Annotated in this window: 19 protein-coding genes; 2 read left to right on the top strand and 17 right to left on the bottom strand. The window is 58.9% G+C overall.

Features of this window, described 5'->3' with window-relative positions; genetic code table 11:
* Positions 1-171 precede the first annotated feature (171 nt).
* The 4 genes from mukB to cmoM are packed head-to-tail and all read right to left on the bottom strand — an operon-like array spanning position 172 to position 7430.
* Complete coding sequence (gene mukB, locus AWX27_RS10510) at positions 172-4620, bottom strand: chromosome partition protein MukB (RefSeq protein ID WP_060421770.1); 4449 nt, start codon at positions 4618-4620, stop codon at positions 172-174.
* Positions 4617-5345 (bottom strand): chromosome partition protein MukE, encoded by a 729-nt coding sequence (gene mukE / locus AWX27_RS10505; protein WP_033637863.1) that lies wholly within the window; start codon positions 5343-5345, stop codon positions 4617-4619. The genes mukB and mukE overlap by 4 nt, the downstream gene beginning before the upstream one ends.
* Complete coding sequence (mukF, locus tag AWX27_RS10500; protein ID WP_004928228.1) at positions 5326-6648, bottom strand: chromosome partition protein MukF; 1323 nt, start codon at positions 6646-6648, stop codon at positions 5326-5328. Before mukF ends, mukE begins: the two co-directional genes overlap by 20 nt.
* Positions 6645-7430: a tRNA uridine 5-oxyacetic acid(34) methyltransferase CmoM gene (cmoM, locus tag AWX27_RS10495; RefSeq protein WP_060421765.1), complete on the bottom strand. Its 786-nt coding sequence runs from the start codon at positions 7428-7430 to the stop codon at positions 6645-6647. The genes mukF and cmoM overlap by 4 nt, the downstream gene beginning before the upstream one ends.
* A gap of 152 nt (positions 7431-7582) precedes the next feature.
* On the opposite strand from cmoM, the gene elyC reads away from it, so the two are divergent.
* Positions 7583-8356 (top strand): envelope biogenesis factor ElyC, encoded by a 774-nt coding sequence (elyC, locus tag AWX27_RS10490; protein WP_060421762.1) that lies wholly within the window; start codon positions 7583-7585, stop codon positions 8354-8356.
* Between the two features lie 7 nt (positions 8357-8363).
* Here the strand turns inward: elyC and AWX27_RS10485 are convergent, their stop codons facing one another.
* The 6 genes from AWX27_RS10485 to AWX27_RS10460 form a co-directional block, all read right to left on the bottom strand.
* Positions 8364-9260, bottom strand: a complete 897-nt coding sequence (locus AWX27_RS10485; RefSeq protein ID WP_060421759.1) for a YcbJ family phosphotransferase — start codon at positions 9258-9260, stop codon at positions 8364-8366.
* A 149-nt stretch (positions 9261-9409) separates the two neighbouring features.
* A complete protein-coding gene (kdsB, locus tag AWX27_RS10480; protein ID WP_004928235.1) occupies positions 9410-10159 on the bottom strand; it encodes a 3-deoxy-manno-octulosonate cytidylyltransferase in 750 nt (249 codons plus the stop codon).
* The gene (locus AWX27_RS10475; protein WP_004928237.1) at positions 10156-10338 is read right to left on the bottom strand and encodes a Trm112 family protein; all 183 of its coding nucleotides are present in this window, start codon (positions 10336-10338) and stop codon (positions 10156-10158) included. Before AWX27_RS10475 ends, kdsB begins: the two co-directional genes overlap by 4 nt.
* A gap of 295 nt (positions 10339-10633) precedes the next feature.
* Positions 10634-11860: a winged helix-turn-helix domain-containing protein gene (locus AWX27_RS10470; protein WP_060421756.1), complete on the bottom strand. Its 1227-nt coding sequence runs from the start codon at positions 11858-11860 to the stop codon at positions 10634-10636.
* A 113-nt stretch (positions 11861-11973) separates the two neighbouring features.
* Positions 11974-12195, bottom strand: a complete 222-nt coding sequence (locus tag AWX27_RS10465) for a cold-shock protein (protein WP_004928241.1) — start codon at positions 12193-12195, stop codon at positions 11974-11976.
* A 222-nt stretch (positions 12196-12417) separates the two neighbouring features.
* On the bottom strand, positions 12418-12627 hold the full coding sequence (locus tag AWX27_RS10460) for a transcription antiterminator/RNA stability regulator CspE (RefSeq protein WP_019454537.1): 210 nt from the start codon (positions 12625-12627) through the stop codon (positions 12418-12420).
* A 525-nt stretch (positions 12628-13152) separates the two neighbouring features.
* Here AWX27_RS10460 and AWX27_RS10455 point away from each other — a divergent pair.
* Positions 13153-14559, top strand: a complete 1407-nt coding sequence (locus tag AWX27_RS10455) for a 2-oxoadipate dioxygenase/decarboxylase HglS (RefSeq protein ID WP_060421754.1) — start codon at positions 13153-13155, stop codon at positions 14557-14559.
* A 2-nt stretch (positions 14560-14561) separates the two neighbouring features.
* Here AWX27_RS10455 and lpxK read toward each other — a convergent pair whose 3' ends face one another.
* The 7 genes from lpxK to aroA form a co-directional block, all read right to left on the bottom strand.
* Entirely contained in the window at positions 14562-15542 is a 981-nt protein-coding gene (lpxK, locus tag AWX27_RS10450) for a tetraacyldisaccharide 4'-kinase (protein ID WP_060421751.1), read from the bottom strand.
* Entirely contained in the window at positions 15542-17290 is a 1749-nt protein-coding gene (gene msbA / locus AWX27_RS10445) for a lipid A ABC transporter ATP-binding protein/permease MsbA (RefSeq protein WP_047727931.1), read from the bottom strand. Before msbA ends, lpxK begins: the two co-directional genes overlap by 1 nt.
* 35 nt (positions 17291-17325) lie before the next feature.
* Complete coding sequence (locus AWX27_RS10440) at positions 17326-19596, bottom strand: ComEC family protein (RefSeq protein ID WP_080432942.1); 2271 nt, start codon at positions 19594-19596, stop codon at positions 17326-17328.
* A gap of 276 nt (positions 19597-19872) precedes the next feature.
* Positions 19873-20157, bottom strand: a complete 285-nt coding sequence (gene ihfB, locus AWX27_RS24495; RefSeq protein WP_004928264.1) for an integration host factor subunit beta — start codon at positions 20155-20157, stop codon at positions 19873-19875.
* Between the two features lie 62 nt (positions 20158-20219).
* The gene (gene rpsA / locus AWX27_RS10430) at positions 20220-21893 is read right to left on the bottom strand and encodes a 30S ribosomal protein S1 (protein WP_004928267.1); all 1674 of its coding nucleotides are present in this window, start codon (positions 21891-21893) and stop codon (positions 20220-20222) included.
* Positions 21894-22077: 184 nt separating this feature from the next.
* A complete protein-coding gene (gene cmk / locus AWX27_RS10425; RefSeq protein WP_004928270.1) occupies positions 22078-22767 on the bottom strand; it encodes a (d)CMP kinase in 690 nt (229 codons plus the stop codon).
* A gap of 266 nt (positions 22768-23033) precedes the next feature.
* Positions 23034-24320, bottom strand: a complete 1287-nt coding sequence (gene aroA / locus AWX27_RS10420; protein WP_060421740.1) for a 3-phosphoshikimate 1-carboxyvinyltransferase — start codon at positions 24318-24320, stop codon at positions 23034-23036.
* Between the last annotated feature and the right edge of the window lie 10 nt (positions 24321-24330).

Raw genomic sequence — 24330 nt, 5'->3', positions numbered from 1 at the left:
TTTCAGTATACAAACAGAAAGGCCGTTTCGCCCTGCGGGCGTCGAATAACTGTTTATGTGATTAAACTAACCGCTTTTCAACGGATAAAAAAGCAGGACTATCATCCACGCGCACAAAAAAATAGCCACCCTGCGGCGGCTATTTTCAGATTTTTAGGGCGTTTTTCTGCGTTACGGCGTTTCAACCGGCGCAGTACCCAGCGCCGGCGGCTCACCGGCGAAACCGCGCAGCCCCACCACGTGCACATGCTCGTGGTTCTGGAACACTTTACGCACCAGTTTATAGGTGGTGCCCTTCTCCGGACTGATGTTTTCCGGCGCCGCGATGATCAGCTGCATTTCCAGACGGTCGCACAGTTCGAACAGCGTAGCGATCGACTTGGCATCCAGACGCGCCGCTTCATCGAGGAACAGCAGGCGACACGGCGAGATGTCTTTACCGCGCAGGCGGCGGGATTCTTCTTCCCAGCTCTGCACCACCATCACCAGGATTGACATCCCGGTACCGATGGCTTCACCGGTAGACAACGCGCCGCTTTCCGCACGCAGCCAGCCGTCGGAGCCACGGTATACCTCCACTTCCATCTCCAGGTAGTTGCGGTAGTCCAGCAACTCCTCGCCGATGGTCTGTGGTGTGCGCTGCCCCATGTCGATCTGCGGATTCAGGCGCTGATACAGCTTGGCCAACGCTTCGGAGAAGGTCAGACGGTTGCTGTTGAACAGATCCTGATGTTGCTCCTGCTGCTCGGAGAGCACGTCCAGCAGGGTGGCATGCGCTTCGCGCACATTGACGTTCAGGCGCACGCTCTTCACCTGGCCGAAGGAAACGGCCTGCAGCCCCTGGTTCAGCATGCGAATGCGGTTCTGCTCGCGCTGAATGGTTTTGCGAATGATGTTGGCCACGCTTTTCGAACTGATCGCCAGCTTCTGCTCGCGCGCGGTCAGTTCTTCGGTCAGACGGCCCAGCTCGATTTCCATCTGTTCGATGGCCTCGACCGGATCGTCGGTGCGGATGATGTCCTGACGGATGCGCTCGCGCAGGTGCTGGTACACCGCGATATAGAACTGAATCTTACGCTCCGGCCGTTTCGGATCTTCCGACAGGCGCAGCACGTCGCGCAGGTGTTCGTTATCCGCCACGGCCAGACGCAGCGCACCGAGCGCCTTATCCGACATCGAGCGCAGCTCGTCGCCATCCATATACGCCAGCTCGCGGCGGTGCAGGCGGCGTTCCACGCCGTTGTCTTTCACCAGGCGCATCACCGCGCACCAGCCCGCCTTGGCGGTCACCACCTGCTCACGCAGCTGATGATAATCGCGTTCCAGCTTGCGCAGTTTCTTCTGCAGGCCGTCCATTTCGGCTTCGCAGAAGGTCAGCTGCTTCTCCAGCTGGTTGCGGCGAGCGCGGTTGTTGCTCAGCGCCGCATGCAGTTCGTCGCGACGCGCACGGGCGCGCGCTTCGGCATTGGCGTCGGCCTGCACGCCGATGTCCACCAGCTCTTGGCTCAGCTCTTTCAGCATGTCGCGCTTGGCGTCGTACGAGCTTTTCAGCGAGGCCAGCACCTGGCTGTACTGGGTGAACTGGGTTTGATACTGACGCAGTTGCTCACGGGCGCGGGCGCGTTCGGCTTCCGCCTGCTCCAGACGCTGGCGCAGCTTATCATTCAGATCGTTGTTGGCATTCTGCATGCCGGCAGAATCGGTGTAGCTGAAGTGCGCACGACGCTGCACCACTTCAGTGAGCGCGAACGCCTGCTGTTTAGCCTGACGCTGCACGCTTTGCGCCTGCGCGTAATCCTGCTGCAGCTGTTCATGCTGCTGCGGATCGCTCTGCAGCACCGACAGCAGCGGTTCCAGCTTGGTCAGCGACATGCCGTGCTGTTGGATATGACGCGCGGCGTCCTGCGCTTCTTCCAGCTCTTCGCGGATCTCGTCGACGCGGTCCTGCAACGTTTCATCGTTCAGCAACGACACCAGCGGCATCAGGCGGTTGAGCGCGGAAATGCCCTCTTTAGCCTGTTCGTACTGCTGACGCTGCTGCTGGTTCTGCGCTTCGTGATTGTTCAGCGCACGTTCGATCTCGCCACGACGGGCGTTCAGGCCGCGGATCTCCGCTTCCGGGTCGGCGTCGAACGCCACCGCCAGATGGGTACCGATAAAGCGGCTGAAAGCCTGATGCGAACGCTGAGTTTTCTGCACGTCGAACGACAGCGTGGCATAGCGCTCCGCCAGCGTTTCACGCTCGGCATGCAGCACTTCCAGACGGTTTTCGCGCGCCGCGCGGCCGAACAACGGCACTTCCGGATAACGGGAGTAACGCCACTGGCGATCGGCGATTTTCACCACCACCGCTTTGTCCTGCTCTTCGACGGCGAACACGCTGTCATCGAACGACTGCGGATCCCCTTCGATCAGGTAAAGATCTTCCGGGCAATCTTCCAGACCTTCGAGCATCTCGCGCACCAGCGACAGATCCGGCACCACGATAGCGTGGCGCGAAGGGCCGTACAGCGCCGAGAAGTAAGGCGCGTCGTCGATGGTGACGTCATCGTAAATTTCCGACAGCAGCACGCCGCCGAAACGTTCGGCCAGCGTGACCAGGCGCTGATCTTCCGCGCCGCCCGGCTGGCTGAGACGTTCGATCTGCGCTTCCACTTCACGTTTGCGGGCCGCCACTTCGTCGCGCTCGACGGTGGTTTCACGCTCGCGCTCCAGCAGCTGCTGCATGTATTCGGTCACCTGCTGGCTGTTTTCCAGCGGCTCTCCGCTCTGATCGCTGAGCTGGCCCAGGGCGTCCTGCGCCGCCAGCCACACCGGCGCGCGCGCCGTCAGCTCACGGATGCGCTGCTGGATCTGCTCCAGCTCCTGGCGCATCTCCATGCGGCGTTCGCCGGCTTCGCTGACGTTCTGCGACAGCGCTTCCAGGCGCTCTTCCAGCTCCTGCTGCAGCATATCGAGATCGTCAGGCTGGTACTCTTGGCCATGGCGTTTGCAAAACTCTTGCAGCAGACGCTCGGCGTCCTGCTGCGAGCGCAGGCGCTGTTCCAGTTCGCTCAGGCGCAGGCGCAGCGGCTGAACGCGCTCGGCGAGGTGCTGCTGCGAAGGCCAGTCGCGCAGCAATTCGCGCGCGCACTGCCAGGCTTCGCTGCGGCTGACCTGGCCGGCGATTTTCCCCACCAGCTGATAGGCCTGTTCGAACTGGCCGTGCGCGGCGTCGGCCACGCTCAGCTTCTGTTCCAGCATCAGCAACGCTTCGGTCGCTTCCTGTTCGCGGGCCTGGAAGGTGTCCAGCCACTGTTCGGCGTTGTCTGCAGTCAGATCCGGCAGTTGGCACAGGGCGCGTGCGCGCTCCAACGCCTGCAGCGCCTGCTGGTACTGAATGGCGCGGGTCTGCTGCACGTCGAGCGCCTGCTGGTAGTCGGCCAGCTGGCTCTTCAGCTCATCCACTTCCAGCTCGGCCGCTTCGGCGCGCGCTTCGTTTTCGGCCTGTTGCTCGCTGGCCTCGGCCACCACTTCGTTCTGCTCTTCCAGACGGTAGGTCAGCTCTTCCAGATCGGCTTCATAGCGTTCGATCTTCTCCTGCTGACGCATCGCCGTTTGCACCAGATTCAGGTGGTCGCTGGCGGCCTGGTAATCGGTTTCCAGATCGGATTCGGCACCGCTCTGTTCGCTCAGCTCACGCGCCATTTCCACATGGCGATACTGTTCAGCGGCCAGCTGCTTGCGGCTGCCCAACAGATCGCTGCGCAGCGCCAGCGCGCCGTCCAGATGGATGCGGCGTTCGTTGGCGTGGCGCATATAGTCCGCCGCCACATAGGAAGTGGCCTCGGAGATCAGATGTTTGAACAGATCGCGGTCCGACTGGGTGACGCGAATCGCCTCCAGCGTCATGCGGTTTTCGCGCAGCGCCGCTTCCATGTCCTGGAACGCCTTGCGCACGCCGCTGTTTTCCGGCAGCAGGTAATCGCGCAGCGAGCGGGTGATGGCGCTGGAAATACCGCCGTACAGCGACGCTTCAATCAGACGGTAGAACTTGCTGCGATCGGCGGACGAACGCAGACGTTTCGGGATCACGCCCAGATCGAACATCAGCGAGTGGTAATCGGTGATGGAGTTGAACTGCTTGAACTGCACCCCCTCCATCTCTTCCACGCGATCCTTCAGCTCCTGCAGCGACAGCACGCGCGCCTGGCGCTCACCCACGGTCTGGGTCAGCAACTCGGTCGGCTGCACCGCGGTCGGCAGGCCCTGGATGGTGAACGGTTTGATGTCGACCTTGCGATCGCGCCCCGCCACCTGCTGCAGACGCACGCCCACCACCACGCGCTGGTGGCGCGAGTTGACGACGTCGAGAGTCGAGTAACACACGCCGGCGCGCAGCTTGCCGTGCAGGCCTTTATCGCGCGAGCCGCTGGTGGCGCCCGCTTCGGTGGTGTTACGGAAGTGCAGCAGCGTCAGATCGGGGATCAGTGCGGTGACGAAGGCCGCCATGGTGGTGGATTTCCCTGCCCCGTTACCGCCGGACAGCGTGGTCACCAGCTCATCCAGATCAAAGGTGCGGGCGAAGAAACCGTTCCAGTTAACCAGCGTCAGCGAGCGAAATTTACCGCGTTCAATCATTCCTGTTCATCCTCTGCACCGTCAGGAGCGTTATCAACCTGCTGATCCTCAGCCTCATTCTCATCGTTCAGCGACAGGCTGGTTTCAACCGGCATCGCCTCGCCGTCGCGAATCATGCGCAGCTGCGCTTCACGCGGATCGTCGCCGCTGCGCACGTCGGCGCCGAAGCGGAACACCGCCTCGGTAATGCGGAACTTGCTGCTGTCATTGCCCATGAAGTAGACCATGCCGAGGCGGCGCAGGCGGTTCAGCGAGGTGCGCACCTTTTCGTGCAGCTTCTGCCGATCGAGATCCGAGCCGGTGGAGCGCTGGTTGACGAACTTCAGCAGCTTGTTCTCATCGGCCAGGCTCAGCAGCTCGTCGTACAGCTCCTGATGGCTGAAAATACCCTCATGCGCCAGGCGCTCGGGGCTGAGATACAGGTAGCACAAGATTTTACCGACCATCATATCCAGCTCGGACAGCACCGAACGCGGGATCAGCGTGGTGGAGCGCGGGCGCAAATAGAAGAAACCTTCCGGCGCCCGAATCAGCTCGACGCTGTAACGGGTGTAAAATTCCTCCAGCTCATCCTGGAAATCCATTAAAAAGGCGTGGTTGTCCAGCTCATCGATACCGATGTGACGACCCGCACGCAGTTGGCTGTCCAGCGCCGGGAACAGCGAGTTGGACAGTGCCTTGGCCAGCTTGACTGGCATTACTTGTTCAATATTTGTCGATGACATGGGCCTGGACCTTGGCTCCGTAATCATTGATTGCCTGCCATTCCGCCGGCAACCCTGAGAAATCTGCTTCAGCCACACCGAGGCGCACTGCCTGGTCGACCACTAAGCGTGCCACGTCGAAATGACGCGCACGCGGATATTGCGCCAGATAATCGCGCATCACCGCTGCAAGGTTGAGCGGCATCTGCTGTTCCTGATACACCTTCAGCGCCTCTTCGATCATCGCCGCCAGCTGTTCGCGAATTTCGCTGAACTCTTCGAACTCCAGATCCGGCGGCAGTTCCCCGGTCACTTCCTCACTGCGCAGTGCCAGTTCTTCGTCGCGCATGTCCAGCAGACGATCGGCATTGGCATGGGTCAGCGCCCACGGGTGGTCGAAATAGGTTTGCACCGACTGGCGCAGGCGTTGGGCGAACACGCGGTTTTTATCCATATCGATAGCGGTACGGATAAATTTATGTACGTGGCGATCGTAGCCGATCCACAGGTCGATCGCCTGCTGGCCCCAGCTGATGATGCGATCCAGCTTGCTCTGCAGATCGAACACCAGCTTGTCGACGAAGCCCAGCTCCACGTTGCCGAGGGTCGCGTCCTGGATGCGCAGCAGGTTGGCCTGCAGCTTATCGCCCGCCGCATCCAACGTATCTTGCAGCTCGCGCAGGGTGCCCGAGGTTTCCGACAGCAGCATCTCGCAGCTGGAGATCGCCGCCCGCCAGTCTTTACTCAGCAGCGCCGCGATGTCGTTTTTCACGCTCTGCTGCTGCTCGTCCATCACGCGTTGGGTCATGTCTATGCTGTCGAAGATTTCCGCCACCGAATATTTCAACGGCGCGAACACGTTGCGGTGCCAATGGAAATCGTCGCCGCCCTCGTCGGCGGCGTCGGCGGCGCGCTTGAGTTCCTGCGCCACGATCGACAGCTGCATCGACAGACGCAGCGTGGAGAATTCGCGTTGGCGAATATAGTAATCGGTAATGCCGATACCCAGCGGCGTGAGGCGGTAAATCGCATTGCCGTCCGCCAGTTCGCTGGTAAAGCGGTTCAACAGGCGCTGGCGCACCATGTCGTTGATCGCATTGTTGGCGCGCATCGCCACCGTTTCATGCGTCTGTTCAAAACCCTTGCTGACATGGCGAAATGCATCAACCAGCTCACCTTCGCTCATCTCGCCGTCCAGCCGTTCGCCGTTCAGGGTGGCGATGGCGAGCAGAAATGCGAGACGCTCCGTAGGGAGCGAAATAGAGAAATCATTTTTCCGTGCCCAGGCGACCAGTTCGGGTACTGTCTGGGAAAATTCACTCATAGTTCGTCCTTCAGGTTTGGTTTATGCGCCATGACGTGAATATAGCGCCCCAAACTCACGTACGGCTCCTGCCGGCAATAGTGCTGTTCAAGCGCCAGTAACTCTTCAAATTTTTGTGTTTGCAGCTGTCTGCTCTGCAGATAGTCGTGGAACACCCGCACGCCGGTTTTACCGCCGATACGCATGCCCAGCTGTTCCAGCCAACCGTAGACCAATAGCGGATCGTGCGGATATTGCGGCGACAGCGAACGCTTGCGGCGCCGCCTGACCTCGGGATCCACCAGTTGGAAATTACCCAACACCACGTTGCGCATCAAGAGGCCGTTGGCGTTGAAGAACATCAGCGACAGCGCGCCGCCCGGCGTCAGGCAGTCATACAACGCCTGCAGCGCCGCTTCGGGCTCGGCGATCCATTCAAGCACTGCATGAAACAATATCAGATCAACCGGCTGTTCCAAATGTTGAGCGATATCCTGCGCAGAACTTTGTACGAATTGCATGTTCTGGCTCACACCTTTCTGTTCCGCCAGCTGCGCGGCGCGCTGGATCATCTCACCAGAAAGATCGCACAACAACACCTGATGTCCTAATTCTGCCAGCTGGCAGGCCATATGGCCTTCACCGCCCCCGGCGTCGAGGATGCGCAGCGGCCGCTGCGGCAACTGCGCCAGCAACCCGGTCAGATCCTGCCAAACCACCGCCTGGCGGATTTTTCCTTTCGTGGTGCTGTAAATATTACGCGCAAATTTTTCAGCAATATCGTCAAAATTGCGATCCTGCATGGACAACGGCTCCGCTGATCTCATTCTTGTCGGCGGCAAAGCGCACGCCCATTCAAACCTGCTATTTTGGCACAGACTGGCTTAGAATGTATCTTCTTGCGGCCTGTTTATGCCTGGATGCCGCTTTTTCACCCAAAAGGATCTGATTTTCGATGCTGTTCAACCTGAAAAAGTTCTTTGGCGCCATGCTGATGCCGCTGCCGCTGTTGATGCTGCTGATGGGGCTGGCGCTGCTGCTGCTGTGGTTCACCCGCTGGCAAAAAAGCGGTAAGACGATTTTTACGCTGAGCTGGCTGTTTTTACTGCTTTTCAGCCTGCAGCCGGTGGCCGACCGGCTGCTGAGGCCGATCGAAGCCCAATACCAGACTTATCGCGGCAACGATCCGGTCAGTTACATCGTGGTGTTGGGCGGGGGCTATACCTACAATCCCGATTGGGCACCCAGCTCGAATTTGCTCGGCAACAGCCTGCCGCGCGTGACGGAAGGCGTGCGGCTTTACCTTGCGCATCCCGGCGCCAGAATGGTGTTTACCGGCGCATCCGCCGGCAGCATGCAAAGCAACGCCGCCACGGCGGCGCTGGTGGCCGAAAGCCTGGGCGTGCCGCGCAGCGATATGGTGATCCTGAGGGAACCGCGCGATACCGAGGAAGAAGCCGCTCAGGTCGCCAAGTTGGTCGGCGAGCAACCGTTCATTCTGGTGACCTCCGCCAACCATCTGCCGCGCGCCGTGCGCTTCTTCGAGGCGAAAGGCCTGCACCCGATCCCGGCGCCGGCCAACCAGTTGGCGATCGACTCGCCGCTGAATATCTGGGATCGCGCCACACCGTCCTCGATGTTCCTCGGCCATACCGAACGTGCCTGGTATGAAACGCTGGGCAGCCTGTGGCAGTGGCTGAAAGGCGCGGATCGCGCCGGCGCCGAGTAAGGCCCGTTCAACCGGCCAGCCAGGGCAGCAGCTGTTGCGATGCATAGTCGAACGGCCGCCGCTCCAGCTTGCCGGTATGAACCAAGCGCCCTACCGCTTCCCACACCACATACAGCCAGCGCCGTGCCAGGAAAGCGTCGGCGACCGGCGCGCGCTGCAGATAGCGGAACAGCAGTTGGCTGGGCATACCCGCCTCGCACAGGCGAAAAAGATCGTATTCGCGCGGCGCCCACAGCACCACGCCGGGATTGAGCATCGCCAACAGCTGATCGCTTTTGGGATCCTTCAGCATGCTGCGCAGCGACAGGTTACCGTGCACCAGAACACAGGGATCGTCGAAGCCGACGAAGAAATGGGTCAGCGCTTCGCGCGTGCGGTACAGCAAACGCCGATCCGCCATGGTCAGCTGCGGGGTGGTGAGATTGACTACCGTCGCCCACAGCACTTCGACCCGCTGTTGATACCAGCAAAACCAGTCGTTCTCCTGCGTGCTGTCAACGCTGCCGACGCTGCCGTGGCTGTCGATGCGATGCCAGGCCAATATTCCGTCAACGATCTGTTCCATCAGCATGTTCCAGCGATCCGGCGAGCGCGTCGGCGCTTCAGCCGACACGCCGCGCAGGCGCTCGATCAGCAGGATTTCCTTATACGGCGTCTGTTGAGTACATACCACGCCGTACACCGTGGGCAGCCGAATATCCCCGTCGCGCGCCAGCATCGACAGCTTGTAAGCCTCCTGCTGGGCGATGCCTTGACAGATAAAGCTTTTCGCCATCAGCGGGATCGCGTTGCCCTGCCGATCGTACAGCGAATACATATGCGCATAAGGCTGCTCGCTCACCCGCTCCAGCCGGCTGATGGACTCACCCAGCACAATGCTCAGTTCGGCGCGTAACTGCTCCATAAGGCATTCACCTCAGGCTAATAAGGGGGTACGTAACATCATCGAACGGTGAGCGGAAAAATTCTTCAACGCAGATCAACAAAACGGGGAACAATCATGGGAGGTGTTGCATCGTCGGCGCGTTGCGCGGCGCGCCGACGAACTCAGGCTCAGGGTTGGATGCTGTCGCGCACGCGCTGGAGATCTTCCGGCGTATCGACCCCCACGCTCGGGATCGCTTTCGCGACCGCCACGTGGATTTTTTCACCGTACCACAGCACGCGCAGCTGTTCCAACAGCTCGATCTGTTCCAGCTGGCTCGGCGCCCAGCTGACGTAGCGACGCACGAAGCCGGCGCGGTACGCGTAGATGCCGATATGACGCAGCAGGCTGTCGCCGATGCTCTCTTTCGACGCGGCGAAACGCTCACGATCCCACGGAATGGTGGCGCGTGAAAAATAGAGCGCGTAGCCCTGCGCGTCCATCACGACCTTCACCGCATTGGGGTTGAAAGCCTCTTCGGCGCTCTCGATCGGCACCGCCAGCGTCGCCATACCGGCCTGGCTGCCCGCCAGGTTCTCTGCGACCTGACGCACGATCACCGGTGGGATCAGCGGTTCATCGCCCTGCACGTTAACGATGATCTGGTCGTCGGCAAAGCCGTAGTGCGCGATCACTTCCGCCAGCCGCTCGGTGCCGGAATGGTGATCCGGGCTGGTCATGCACACTTCGCCACCGGCGGCTTCCACCGCTTTGGCGACTTCAGGGTGATCGGTCGCCACGATGACGCGGCTGGCGCCGGACTCGCGGGCGCGCTCCATGACGTGTACCACCATCGGCTTGCCGTGAATATCGGCCAGCGGTTTACCCGGCAAACGGGTCGAGGCGTAGCGGGCGGGAATAATAGCGATAAAACTCATGCGTGTTTCTCATCCAGCGACAGCGCACGCGCTTCATTTTCCAACAGCACCGGAATGCCGTCGCGCAGCGGGTAAGCCAACCCGTCCGCTTTGCACACCAGTTCCTGGTTTTCTTTATTGAAATAGAGTTTGCCGTTGCATACCGGGCAGGCAACGATTTCGAGTAAACGGTGGTCCATGCATCCTCCGTAAGGGGATAGGTCATCTGGGAAAGGCTGTGAGGATAGCATAACGCCCGGCCTCAGGTTAATCACCGGTGGCGCCAACCCACCGATATTTCCTCATCGCGCGGGGGCAACAGCTTGAACTGGGGCGCATCCCAGCGTAGAATTTTGTGATACAAATCACAAAAAGGCCGTGATACGTGATCAAACGTCTGCATAAAATCATCGCTCTGTTCGCTAACTTCAGCCACTGAGCCCCTTTGTAACGAGCGGCGCTGAACTTCGTTTTACCCACCGACGGCGTCGTTCGTTATTCCACTTCCCAGCCGGCCCCCCATTCAGCGGCCAACGCCGCCGGAATGTCGCCCAGCGCGACGCGTTGCGCACCGTGCCATTTGGCCGTACGCGCGATGGCCTGCCGGATATCCTGCGCCCGCTGTTTGCCGAAGCGCACCTGCGGCTCCGCATGGAAACTGATGATCTCGAACACCCCCTGGCGACGGTGCGCCTTGGCGTCAATGCGCCCCACCAGCTCACCGCGGTGCAGCACCGGCAGGGTGAAGTACCCATAGCGACGTTTTTCTTTCGGCGTATAACACTCCAGCCGATAGTCAAAGTTGAACAACTCCAGCGCCCGCCGCCGATCCCAAACTACCGGATCAAAGGGGGACAACAGGCTGGTGACCGTCGATTTGAGTTTGCTCTGTTCCGCCAGCGGCAGCAGTTCCGCCAGAGATTCATGCACATAGAACGGCCCTTCCAGCCCCTCTACCTGTACGGGCGTAATCTCCCCCTGCTCCTGCAGCTCTGCCAGCAAGGCTTTTGGCGCCACGCGTTTCAGCCGATAGTAATCTGCCAACCATTCAGCGCGAAAGATACCCAGATAGCGGCAGGTGCGGCGCAGCATCTGCCTGCGCGCCCGCTCCGCAGGCAGCGTATGACGCGCATCGTCCCAGGCCGGCAGCAACCTTTCGGTCAGATCGTAAACCCGGTGGAAGTTGCGGCGTTCGGCTACCATCAGCTTGCCGGCGGTAAACAGGATCTCCAGGTGTCGTTTCTCCGGTTTCCAGTCCCACCATCCGCTGTTGCCCTTTTTCTCGGCGCTGAAATCGGCGGAGCGCACCGGCCCCTGTTGTTCGATGTGCCGCAGCAGGCTGTCCATCGCCGCCTGGTGCTGCTGCACCCAGTCGGCGGAATATTTCCAGCCCATATCATGAGGCGCCAGCATGCGGTGCCGCAGCAAACCAAAATCCTCAATCGGCAGGAAACAGGCTTCGTGCGCCCAATATTCGAACAGCTTGCGGCCGGCAAGCGCCTGCTCCAGCCATTCCGACTGATAGGCGCCCAAACGGCTGAACAGCACCAGATACGGGCTGCGGGCGACGACGCTAATGGTATCGATTTGTAACAGCCCCATGCGCTGGATCGCGCTCACGACGTCATCGGGCTTAGCCTGGCGTTTAAGCGGAGAAAGCAGCCCCTGGGCGGCAAGGTGCAGCGCGCGAGCGGCGGTAAGGGAAATTATCGGGGTGGTCATCCTGATATCCGTGGCAAGTAGGCAGTGGCCTGATAATAGTGGATATCGAGGGATTTATCTTCGCCAGTGCTTGCGGGTGGCGACACCGGCACTGGCGAGGAAGGAGGGTGCGATCAGAACGCGATAACGTCTGCCGCGGACAGCCCATGCGAGCTGCGATAGATCGAGAACTCAACGTTCTGACCTTCGTTCAACGACTTATTTTTGGTGTTGGCGATAGCGTTGCGATTGACATAGATTTCGTCGCTGCCATCTACCGGTGAAATAAAACCATAGCCTTCGGCCTGATTAAACCATTTCACGCGGCCCATTTTTAACACAGTATTTTTAAACATAACTTATATCCTTTTACTTGAGCATCCTTGACAACGTCTTTTTTTATATTGTCTGGACGCTACCAGCCCATCCTAAAGTTTTTCGTAACAAACCTCTCGTGAGCAAAAAAATAAAAAACCCGCACTAAGGCGGGCTTGTTGAACTTAATATCTTCCGCATGACTCGGCGCTAAAGCGTCACCATGGTTGTATTAAGATCTCTTATACGCGTTCCCTGTATTCTTACAGAGCAACTACGTTGGCGGCAGCCGGCCCGCGCGGGCTGTCCTGGATGGTGTACTCGACGCGCTGGCCTTCAGCCAGGGTCTTGAAACCGTCGGTCATGATTGCGGAGAAGTGTACGAATACATCTTTGCCGCCGTCGTTCTGCTCAATGAAACCAAAACCTTTGCTTTCGTTGAACCACTTAACCTGACCAGTCTTCTTAGACATTACATTTACCTTTAAATATATTTACAAAACCTGCCATAAGAGGCAATTGGGGCCATTTCAGAAACATTACTTATGGGAGGTACTTAGAAGGTTCGTCTTTGAAGCGGAATCGGATGATAACGTTTTTGGAGGAACTGCTTAACTCTAAACTCGAACATAAATAGGTCTGGATTACAGGCCGACTTGCATTTACTCATAAATCTGGTGAATGCACAAGAGGTTTATTGCATTAAATTCGCCATTACGCCGAATTTATTTTTATCCCCCTGAATACACATGAATTAATTTACCGTTCTTCGCAGCCCATCCACCGCCTCTTCCCCCAGGCCGGCGCATCATTTGTCCGTCTGTGCGCTGCAAATGAGAGCTAACGCATAAAACTCTAATATGCTTGGCGCCTCTATAACAAATCCCAAATCAGATGGCTAAACTTGAGGGGAAAACAAGGCAGACGGCTTTTTCGCCAGCACTTTTGCCGCTAAAAACACGATTTTTCAGATTATGCTGAATCAAGGAGCTATGCGCATGACCGCCCAGCAGTTCGTTTCACCTAATGAAATCCGCGCCAGATTCTCCCACGCGATGTCGGACATGTACCAAAAGGAGGTACCGCTGTACGGCGATCTGCTGGAGTTGGTGGCGGAAACCAATCGACAGGTTCTGCGCGAAGACGCCGCACTGGCTCATCAGTTGCAAATCACCGGCGAGATAGAGCGCCTCGCCATGGAGCGCCACGGCGCGATCCGGGTCGGCACCGCGGATGAGCTGGCCACCCTGCGCCGCCTGTTCCGGGTGATGGGCATGGCGCCGGTCGGTTACTATGACCTGTCGGTAGCGGGCGTTCCGGTGCACTCTACCGCTTTTCGCGCCGTACATGAAGACGCGCTGCAGATCAGTCCTTTCCGCGTGTTCACCTCCCTGCTGCGCCTGGAACTGATAGAAGATCCCGCGCTGCGTGAGCTGGCCGAGCGCTTGCTGGCGCGCCGCCGCATCTTTACCGATCGCGCGTTGGAACTGATCGCGCTGCAGGAAGCGCAAGGCGGATTGAATGCAGCGCAGGCGCAAGAGTTTGTCGAACAAGCGCTGGAGACCTTCCGCTGGCACAATCAGGCGACGGTCAGCGCCGAAGAATACCGGCAGTTGCACGATCAGCATCGCCTGATCGCCGACGTCGTAGCGTTTAAAGGGCCGCATATCAACCACCTGACGCCGCGCACGCTGGATATCGATCGCGTTCAACAGGCGATGCCCGGCCGCGGCATTACGCCCAAAGCGGTCATCGAGGGCCCGCCGCGCCGCCGCCGTGCAATCCTGCTGCGCCAGACCAGCTTCAAGGCGTTGGAAGAAAGCGTCGATTTCGTTGAGCACGACGGCCACGCCATCGCCGGCCACCATACCGCGCGCTTCGGCGAGATCGAACAGCGCGGCGTGGCACTGACGCCTAAAGGGCGCGCCCTCTACGACCGCCTGCTGCAGGCGACCAACGATGCACTGCAGGCACCGCCAAGCGAGAAGAACGCCGAGCGCTACTATCAACTGCTGGAGGAAAACTTCCGGGCGTTTCCGGATGATTACGCCACGCTGCGCGAGCAACAGCTGGCCTGGTTCCGCTATTTCCCGACCGAATGCGGCCTGGCGGCCAAAGAGTCGCTGGATAAGCACAGTACCCTGGAGCAACTGATCGAGAAAGAACACGTTCGCTTCCAGCCGCTGGTGTATGAAGATTTTCTGCCGGTCAGCGCAGCGGGGATTTTCCAGTCAAATCTGGGGGACAGCCGCCACGCGCAGTACAATGCCGCTTCCAGCCGGGCTGCGTTTGAACAAGCGTTGGGCAGTGAGGTGATCGACGAGCTGGCGCTGTATCAGCAAACCCAGCAGCGTTCGCTGGAGGCCTGCGCGCAAGCCCTGGGGCTTGTCACGCTGGCATCCTGAGGTTACTTGGTCAGCAGAGATTCGATACCCTGCAGCAGTTGCTCAGCCTGAGCGGACGGTAGCACCGCATCAACCGGTAAATACCACCAATTAGGCTGGGCAAAGGCGCGGCACTTCACCGCGTCCTTCTCCGTCATCAGCAGCGTTTGATCGGCTGCAACCAGCGCCGTCAGCTGCGGCTGCTGATATTCCTGATGATCGGCAAACGCCACTTCCTGCACCACCTCGACGTTCAGCTTTTCCAACGTCGCGAAGAAACGCGGCGGATGACCGATGCCCGCCATCGCCACCACGCGCGGCAGCTCGGCCGCCGGGCGACGTTCACCGCTCAGCAGGTTCACCGCGTCACGCGCCTGGAGGCGCATGGCAATCTCCCCCGCCTGCGCCACGCCGCCATTGGCGACGCGCGCATCGACGCTGCCAAGCCGCGCGGCACGCTCGCGCATCGGCCCGGCCGGTAACCACCAGCCATTGCCGAAACGGCGCACGCCGTCGATGACCACCAGCTCGAAGTCACGCTGTAAGGCATAGTGCTGCAAGCCGTCGTCGGTGATGATCGCATCCAGCGGCTGTTGTTGCAGCAAGGCCTGTACCGCCTCGGCTCGCTTGGGCGCGATCGCCACGGGCGCGCCGGTGCGCTGATAAATCAGCACCGGCTCATCCCCCGCCTCGCGGGTCGAGGTATTCTGATTGAGCACCAGGGGATAGACCGCCGACTTGCCGCCGTAGCCGCGCGAAACCACGCCAACGCGATAGCCCCGCTGCTGCAGGTGTTCCACCAGCCAGATCACCATCGGCGTTTTGCCGTTGCCGCCAGCGGTGAGGTTGCCCACCACCACCACCGGCACCGGCGCGCGCCAGCTTTTGCGCAGGCCACAGCGATAGCTGAGGCGAATCAGCCAACTGAGCAGGCCATACAGCCAGGAGAGCGGCAGCAGCGCCAGATAAAGCAGCGAACCGCCGGACCAGATGCGCTCAATCATTATTGACCAAACTGCATGCGGTGCAGCTGCGCATAGGCGCCCTGCCGTTCAAGCAATTCGGCGTGCTCGCCGCGTTCGACGATGCGGCCGTCCTCCACCACCAGGATCTCGTCCGCCTTCTCAATCGTCGACAGACGGTGCGCGATCACCAGCGAAGTACGGTCTTTCTGCAACTCGTCCAGCGCAGCCTGGATGGCACGTTCGGACTCGGTATCCAGCGCAGAAGTCGCCTCATCCAGGATCAGGATCGGGCAGTCGCGCAGTAACGCACGCGCGATGGCGATACGCTGACGTTGGCCGCCGGATAGCATTACACCGTTCTCACCGATCACCGTATCCAGGCCGTTCTCCATCTTGTTGATGAAGTCCATCGCGTACGCCATTTCGGCCGCTTTCTCAATCTGCTCGCGGCTGTATTCGCTCTCGCGCGCATAGGCGATGTTGTTGGCGATGGTGTCGTTGAACAGGTGCACGTTTTGCGAGACCAGCGCCACCTGATTACGCAGTGAGGCCAGGGTATATTCACGCAGATCGTGGCCGTCCATCAGGATTTCGCCTTCCTGGATATCGTAGAAACGCGTCAACAGGTTGGCGATGGTGGATTTGCCCGAACCGGAACGGCCCACCAATGCGACGGTCTTGCCTTCGGCGATTTTCAGGTTGATATCACGCAGCGCCGGCGTTTCCTTGGACGGGTAGTAGAAGGTGACGTTGCGGAATTCGATATCGCCTTTCGCACGCTTCACTTCGCGGGTGCCGGTGTCTTTTTCCTGTTCCATATCCAAAATGGAGAACAGCGTCTGGCATGCCGCCATCCCGCGTTGGAACTGGGCATTGACGTTGGTCAGCGACTTCAGCGGGCGCATCAGCGCGATCATCGACGAGAACACCACGGTAATGGTACCGGCGGTCAGGGTTGACATCACGCTTGGGAAGCTGGCGGCAAACAGCACGAACGCCAGCGCCAGCGAAGCGATCAGCTGAATGATCGGATCGGAAATCGAAGACGCGGAGACCAGTTTCATGCCCTGTTGACGCATGCGGTTGCTGACCGAGTTAAAGCGCTCGGTTTCCACCTGCTGGCCACCGAAGATCAGCACTTCTTTATGGCCTTTCAGCATCTGCTCGGCGCTGGTGGTCACCTGTCCCATGGTGTTCTGCATGTTCTTACTGATGTTGCGGAAACGCTTGGACACCAGGCGAATGGCGATGGAGACGATCGGCGCCAGCACGATCAGGATCACCGACAGCTGCCAGCTGTAGTAGAACATCATGATGAACAGGCCAATGATCGAGGCCCCTTCACGCACCACGGTCACCAGGGCGCTGGAAGAGGAGGAAGCCACCTGCTCGGAGTCATAGGTAATGCGCGACAACAGCGTCCCGGTAGACTGCTGATCGAAGAAGGCCACCGGCATTCTCATCATGTGGCCAAACAGGCGGCGGCGCATCTGCATCACCACCATGCCGGAAACCCAGGAAATGCAGTAGCTTGAAACAAAGCTGGTCACGCCACGCATCAGCATCAGCGCAATCACCGCCAGCGGCATCCACACCAGCACGCTGCTGTCGGTTTTTCCAAACCCATCGTCCAATAGCGGTTTAAGCAGAGACAGCATCAGCGTGTCCCCCGCTGCGTTCATAATCAACGCAATGGCGGCCACAATCAGCCCGGTCTTAAAAGGAGTGATCATCGGCCAGAGTCGACGGAACGTCTGCCAGGTCGAGAGATCTTTATCATTCATCATGCAAATACCAGCATCGGAAGAAATAGCGGCCTATTTTACTCATTATCACCCTCTACGCCAAACCGCTGATGGTACCAACGGGGCATTAATTGTTCGCGAAAGCCTTTAATTTGCCAATCGTTGTCGAAAAAAAGTACCGATAACTGGCCGGAGCGCGTCGTATCACGCCATGTAATGCCATTTGCCCGGTATCTGGCGACCACTTTACGCGCCGGCAATCGCCATTTGTTGTAACGAGATGCTGACGCCAGCGCCACCTCAGGATTGACCGCGCGCAGAAACGGCGGCGTCGAAGACGTTCTGCTGCCATGGTGCCCCACCTGCAATACCGTGGCCGCCAAACGGTCGCGGCGCAATCGAATCAGCTGTGCCTCCGCCTTCTTTTCCGCGTCGCCGGTAAGCAGCAGGCTGTATTTCCCGTCGTCGATGCGAATCACACAGGAGTCGTCATTGACCGGCCTTTTGAGCGTTTTCGGCGGCCACAACACCTCGAATTGCAACGACTGCCATCGCCAACGCTCTCCGGCGACGCAGGGCAAGTGCCCCTCCCCGCGTATCGGGCTGCGCACCGTCGCCTGTGGAAACGCACTCTGTACCGTCGACAGCCCGCCGATATGATCGAGATGAGCATGGCTGATGATGATCTGTTCCAGTTCAATGCCCCGCCAGTTCAGCATCGGCAAAACATGCCGCTCGGCGGCGCTGCCTGCAGGCCAACGATCGCCGGTGTCATACAATATGCCTTTGCCGTTTTGCTCTATCACCATCGCCAGGCCGTGCCCGACATCGAGCATATCGACGCGCCAGCGGTATCCCGGCTCTTTTCCTCGCCACAGCACGCAGCATATCGCGATCGTCGCCAGGCCCGGCGCATAGCGCCACCACCAATGAAAGCGCCAACAGATAACGATAAGCCATCCCGCTATGCTGGCCAGCAGCGAGGCAGCCCCCAAATCCACCCAACCGCGCTGCAGGTAATGCAGCGGCACAAACACCCCGCTCAACGTGAAATCGGCCAACCACCAAAGCCCGTAACTTAGCGAGGGGAAGACGCCGCCAATCACCGCCAGCAAAATCAACGGCACCGTCACCAATGAGACGATGGGCACCGCCCAGAGATTGGCCGGCAACGAGGTCAGCGTCAGGCCTAAAAACAGCGCGACCTGCATCGGCACCAACAGCAGCGTCATGCCCAGCTGAATATGCAGCCAGCGTACCGGCGCCCAATACCAGGCGGAACGAAATCGCTCGCCGAGCGGCGCCCATTCGAACCAAAAAATCAAACACCCTACTGCCAGCACCGACAGCCAAAAACTGTCTGACAATACCGCCAGCGGATCGCACAACAAAATCAGCCCGACGCACCACAGCCACACTTGCCAGGAAGAACAATGAACGCCGCGCAAGCGCAGCAGCATCCACAGCGTCATCGCCAGCGCGGTGCGTACCGCCGGTGGCTGGGCGCCCACCAACCAGACATAGATCAGCGTCGCCACCCAGCCCGCGACCAGCGGAAAGCGATAACCAATCAGATGGGCGGGAAGAAAAAACTGCAGCGCACGCAGCACCGCCCAAAACAAAATGGCGACCATCGCCACATGTAGCCCCGAAATAGCCATCAGGTGCGCAATGCCGGTTTTCAGCATCAGCGTGCGCAAAGCCTGTTCCAGTGCGGTGCGTTCCCCAAACGCCAGCGCCAGCAACACCGCCTTGTAACGCAATTCACCGATGTTGGTTTCCGCATGGCTGATTATGCGCTGGCGCAGGCCGCAATCGCCATCCAGCAAACGAGCCTGCCTGACCTGCGCGGTCAAAGGTTGGCGCTGCGCGATCGCCCAACGCTGGCTGTCAAAGCCGCCTTCATTGAGCTTGCCGTGCACCGGCCGTAAACGCAGTTTCAACTGCCAACGCTGCCCGGCGCACAGCCGCTGCCGTTCTGGGGCCCACGTCGTAGTAAACGCCAGCGCAGGCACCAACCAATGGCCGTCGACTCGCTCGATGCGCATCAGCGTCTGCTTACTGGCGGCAGGCTCCAGTGCGACACTGCTCACCTGCGCCACCGCCGTTACATCCGGCATGCGGCTTAGGCGCTCCATTTGCCCAAGCAGGCTTCCGGCGTTGAAAACCGCCCATATGAATCCCAAACCCAGACAGGCCAAATAACGGCAGATCGGCCAACGGGTGCGCAGCAGTAAACAGGCGACAAACAGCATCGGCCACAACAGCCATGGCTCTGGCAACCGCGGTAAAACCAGCAGCGGCAGAATGCCGCAGATAACGGCGAATATCGCCAGATCCAGCGAAATTTTGATCGCTCTTCTCCCATCGGCTCCACCATGAGCAAAAACGCGTCACGGCAAGCAAGCAGGATCGTTGAGGCGATATGTCGCCGCCAGCGGGCTTTAACGAAGATGCGGTGAGCATGGCAGGATAAGAGAGGCCTATGCAGCAGCCACACCGCAAATGCGGCGCAGTACGCAATTCACTTGCGTGTCATGGAGAATCGCAGGCGAAAAAAAACGGCGCCTTAAAGGCACCGTTTTATATTCTTTACAAGCAACAACGCTATGAGCAGTCAGCGACTAGCCATAGATATTGGCGCGGTCACGCAACTCTTTGCCGGGTTTGAAGTGAGGAACGTACTTGCCGTCCAGCTCAACTTTGTCACCGGTTTTCGGGTTGCGGCCTACACGCGGGGCACGGTAGTGAAGAGAAAAACTGCCGAATCCGCGGATCTCAATGCGTTCGCCCTCGGCCAGCGTTGCGGCCATGTGCTCAAGCATCTCTTTCACTGCATCCTCAACGGCCTTCGCCGGAATATGAGATTGCTGGCCAGCAAGTCTTTCAATAAGTTCAGACTTGGTCATAGTACCTCCAAGCTTTGCAGCTAAACTACCGTATCGGGGCGGTCAGAAACCGCCCCCCGTCATTACTCGCCTTTAGCCGCTTTGAAAGCTTCAGCCATTGCGTTAGAGAAGTTGCCTTCTTCCTGTTTGTTGTTAACAGTTGCGATGGCGTCTTTCTCGTCAGCTTCGTCCTTAGCACGTACGGACAGGCTTACAACGCGGTTCTTACGGTCAACGCCGGTGAATTTAGCTTCAACTTCGTCACCTACGTTCAGAACCAGAGTTGCATCTTCAATGCGGTCGCGAGAGGCTTCAGATGCACGCAGGTAACCTTCTACGCCGCCTGCCAATTCAACTGTAGCACCTTTGGCGTCAACTGCAGTGACTTTACCAGTAACAATAGCACCTTTCTTGTTCATAGACAGGTAGTTATTGAACGGGTCTTCAGCCAGCTGCTTCACGCCCAGGGAGATACGCTCGCGCTCTGCGTCAACTTGCAGAACAACCGCTGCGATTTCGTCGCCTTTCTTGTATTCACGTACTGCTTCTTCGCCTGCAACGTTCCAGGAGATGTCAGACAGGTGAACCAGGCCGTCGATGCCGCCGTCCAGGCCGATGAAGATACCGAAGTCAGTGATAGACTTGATTTTACCTTCAACGCGGTCGCCCTTGTTGTGGGTTTCTGCGAACTGCTGCCATGGGTTGGATTTGCACTGCTTCAGGCCCAGGGAGATACGACGACGCTCTTCATCGATGTCCAGAACCATCACTTCCACTACGTCGCCCACGTTAACAACTTTGGACGGATGGATGTTTTTGTTGGTCCAATCCATTTCAGAAACGTGTACCAGACCTTCAACGCCTTCTTCGATTTCTACGAAGCAGCCGTAATCAGTCAGGTTGGTTACACGACCAGTCAGCTTGGTGCCTTCTGGGTAACGTTTCGCGATAGCAACCCATGGATCTTCGCCCAGCTGTTTCAGGCCCAGGGATACACGAGTACGCTCGCGGTCGAACTTCAGCACTTTAACAGTGATTTCATCGCCAACATTGACGATTTCGCTTGGGTGCTTAACGCGTTTCCAAGCCATGTCAGTGATGTGCAGCAGGCCGTCTACGCCGCCCAGATCAACGAATGCACCGTAGTCAGTGAGGTTCTTAACGATACCTTTAACTTCCATGCCTTCCTGCAGGTTTTCCAGCAGTTGATCGCGCTCAGCGCTGTTCTCGGATTCGATAACCGCACGGCGAGAAACGACAACGTTGTTGCGCTTCTGATCCAGCTTGATGACTTTGAACTCAAGCTCTTTGCCTTCCAGGTGCAGAGTGTCACGTACCGGACGCACGTCAACCAGGGAACCTGGCAGGAACGCGCGGATGCCGTTCAGCTCGACGGTGAAGCCACCCTTCACTTTGCCGTTGATAACACCGGTTACAGTCTCAGCTTCTTCGTATGCTTTTTCCAGCGTGATCCAAGCTTCGTGACGCTTAGCTTTCTCACGGGACAGCAGGGTTTCACCGAAGCCGTCTTCAACAGCATCCAGAGCAACGTCAACTTCGTCACCAACCTGGATTTCCAGCTCGCCCTGGGCGTTTTTGAATTGCTCAGCCGGGATGGCAGACTCAGATTTCAGACCGGCGTCAACCAGTACGATATCTTTGTCGATAGCAACAACGACGCCACGAACGATGGAACCCGGGCGGGTTTCGATTTCTTTTAAGGATTCTTCAAAGAGTTGAGCGAAAGATTCAGTCATGTTGTTAATCTTCAGGGTTCTTTAGTTTAACGTCCATTTAGCGTCCCGCCGAATGGGGTTGTTTCACATACCCCGCCATTGGCTCCATGCCGACAGGGTTTAAGGTTACAGGGGTAAAATTTTACCCGATATATTGCGATACCGCTATGACAAATATGACAAAAAGCCAATAGCGCCGCCGCGCTTATTGCTGCGGCAACGCCAACACTTTCTGTGCATACGTCAACGCCTGCCGGATCACTTCTTCGATCGACATGCTGGTAGAATCCAGCACGAGGGCGTCAGAAGCGGGCACCAGAGGCGCGATAGGCCGATTACGGTCACGGTCGTCCCGTTCCTTTATCTCGGCTAAAAGACGTTCAAAGTTAACATTAAAGCCCTTCTCCTGCAACTGCAGCATGCGGCGGTGCGCGCGCTCCTCCGAGCTGGCGTCGAGGAAAATCTTGACCGGTGCGTCCGGGAACACCACCGTGCCCATGTCGCGGCCATCGGCAATCAGGCCGGGCGCCTCGCGGAATGCACGCTGGCGGCGCAGCAGCGCCTCGCGCACGCGCGGAAACGCCGCCGCTTGCGACGCGGTGTTGCCGACGGTTTCGGTGCGGATCTCATTGCTGACGTCCTCACCTTCCAAAATCACCTGCAGCTTGCCGTCCTGGGCAACGAAGCGAACATCGAGATGTGCGGCCAGCGGAACCAGCGCTTCCTCAGAAGTGATATCCACCTGATGATGCAACGCCGCCAGCGCCAGCACGCGATAGATCGCGCCGGAGTCCAGCAAACGCCAACCAAGGGACTCGGCCAACGCTTTACACAGCGTGCCTTTGCCTGCGCCACTTGGTCCATCAACGGTTATCACCGGGGCTGTAGCCGTCATTTCTCTCTCCTTCAGGTAGAAAACCTCACAGAGACACGGTGCGCTTCGGCTCAAGGCCCGCGCGCCGCACTCTCTGTCACCTGCCCAATCAGGGGCAAATACGGTGGCGTATTATACGCTGCCCTACGGCGATCTGTTACCCTGGAACTGTCCGGTTGTTGAAAATAAGCGCACAACCGCGAAAAAGTATAGAAGAAACGCCGGTCGCCAAAGGTTAAAAATGATAAAGGCCCACAAAGGGGCCTTAAAATAAACGGTTTGACGGGTTACGCCGGCTGGCTGATGCGCGCCAGCTGTTCGAAATAGTCCGGGAAGGTTTTCGCGGTGCATTTCGGATCGAGAATGGTGACCGGAGTATCCGACAGCGCCACCAGCGAGAAACACATCGCCATGCGGTGATCGTTGTAGGTGCCAATCTCGGCAAACTGCAGTTTGGCCGGCGGCACGACGTGAATGTAGTCTTCGCCTTCGTCCACTTCCGCCCCCACTTTACGCAGCTCGGTGGCCATCGCCGCCAGGCGGTCGGTCTCCTTCACCCGCCAGTTGTAGATATTGCGGATGGTGGTCGGCCCCTCGGCAAACAGCGCCGCGGTGGCGATGGTCATCGCCGCGTCCGGAATGTGGTTCATGTCCATGTCGATGCCGCGCAGTTCACCGCGGCTGCATTCGATGAAATCGTCGCCCCAGGTAATGCGCGCGCCCATTTTCTCCAGCACGTCGGCAAACTTGGTGTCGCCCTGCACGCTTTTGCGGCCGATGCCGGTCACGCGCACGGTGCCGCCCTTGATAGCCGCCGCCGCCAGGAAGTAAGAGGCGGAAGAAGCGTCGCCCTCAACCAGGTAATCGCCCGGCGCGATATACGTCTGACGCCCCTGGATATGGAACACCCGGTAGTTGTCGTGGCTCACCGATACGCCGAAGGTGCGCATCAGATGCAGCGTGATGTCGATGTACGGCTTGGAAACCAGCTCGCCCTTGATGTGGATCTGCGTATCCTGCGGCGCCAGCGGCGCGGTCATCAGCAACGCGGTCAGGAACTGGCTGGAGACACTGCCGTCAACGGTGACGTCGCCGCCCTGGAAGCCGCCGCGCAGGCGAATCGGCGGGTAATCGGTCTGCTCGAGGTAATCAATCTGCGCCCCGCCCTGGCGCAACGCGTCCACCAAATGGCCGATCGGGCGCTCTTTCATGCGCGGTTCGCCGGTCAACACCACGTCGCCTTCGCCGAGGCACAGCGCCGCCGCCAATGGGCGCATCGCCGTCCCGGCGTTGCCGAGGAACAGTTCCAGCGGCTGGCCGGCCACCAGCGGCCCGGCCACGCCAGTCACTTCGCACACGGTGCGATCGGCGGAAAGCTGATAGTTCACGCCCAACGCCTGCAGCGCGTTCAGCATATGACGCACGTCGTCGCTGTCCAGCAGGTTGGTCAGCCGGGTCGTTCCTTTCGCCAGCGCCGCCAGCAGCAGAGCGCGGTTAGAAACGCTCTTGGAGCCGGGTAAGTTGACGGTGCCATTGACCAGGGCGACCGGGTGTAACGTCAGGGAATCCACCATGTGAACAAAA

The organism is Serratia sp. 2880STDY5682894 (genome assembly GCF_001537385.1).
GTDB classification, from domain to species: domain Bacteria; phylum Pseudomonadota; class Gammaproteobacteria; order Enterobacterales; family Enterobacteriaceae; genus Serratia; species Serratia nevei.
This window is presented reverse-complemented; position numbering and strand designations above follow the sequence as displayed.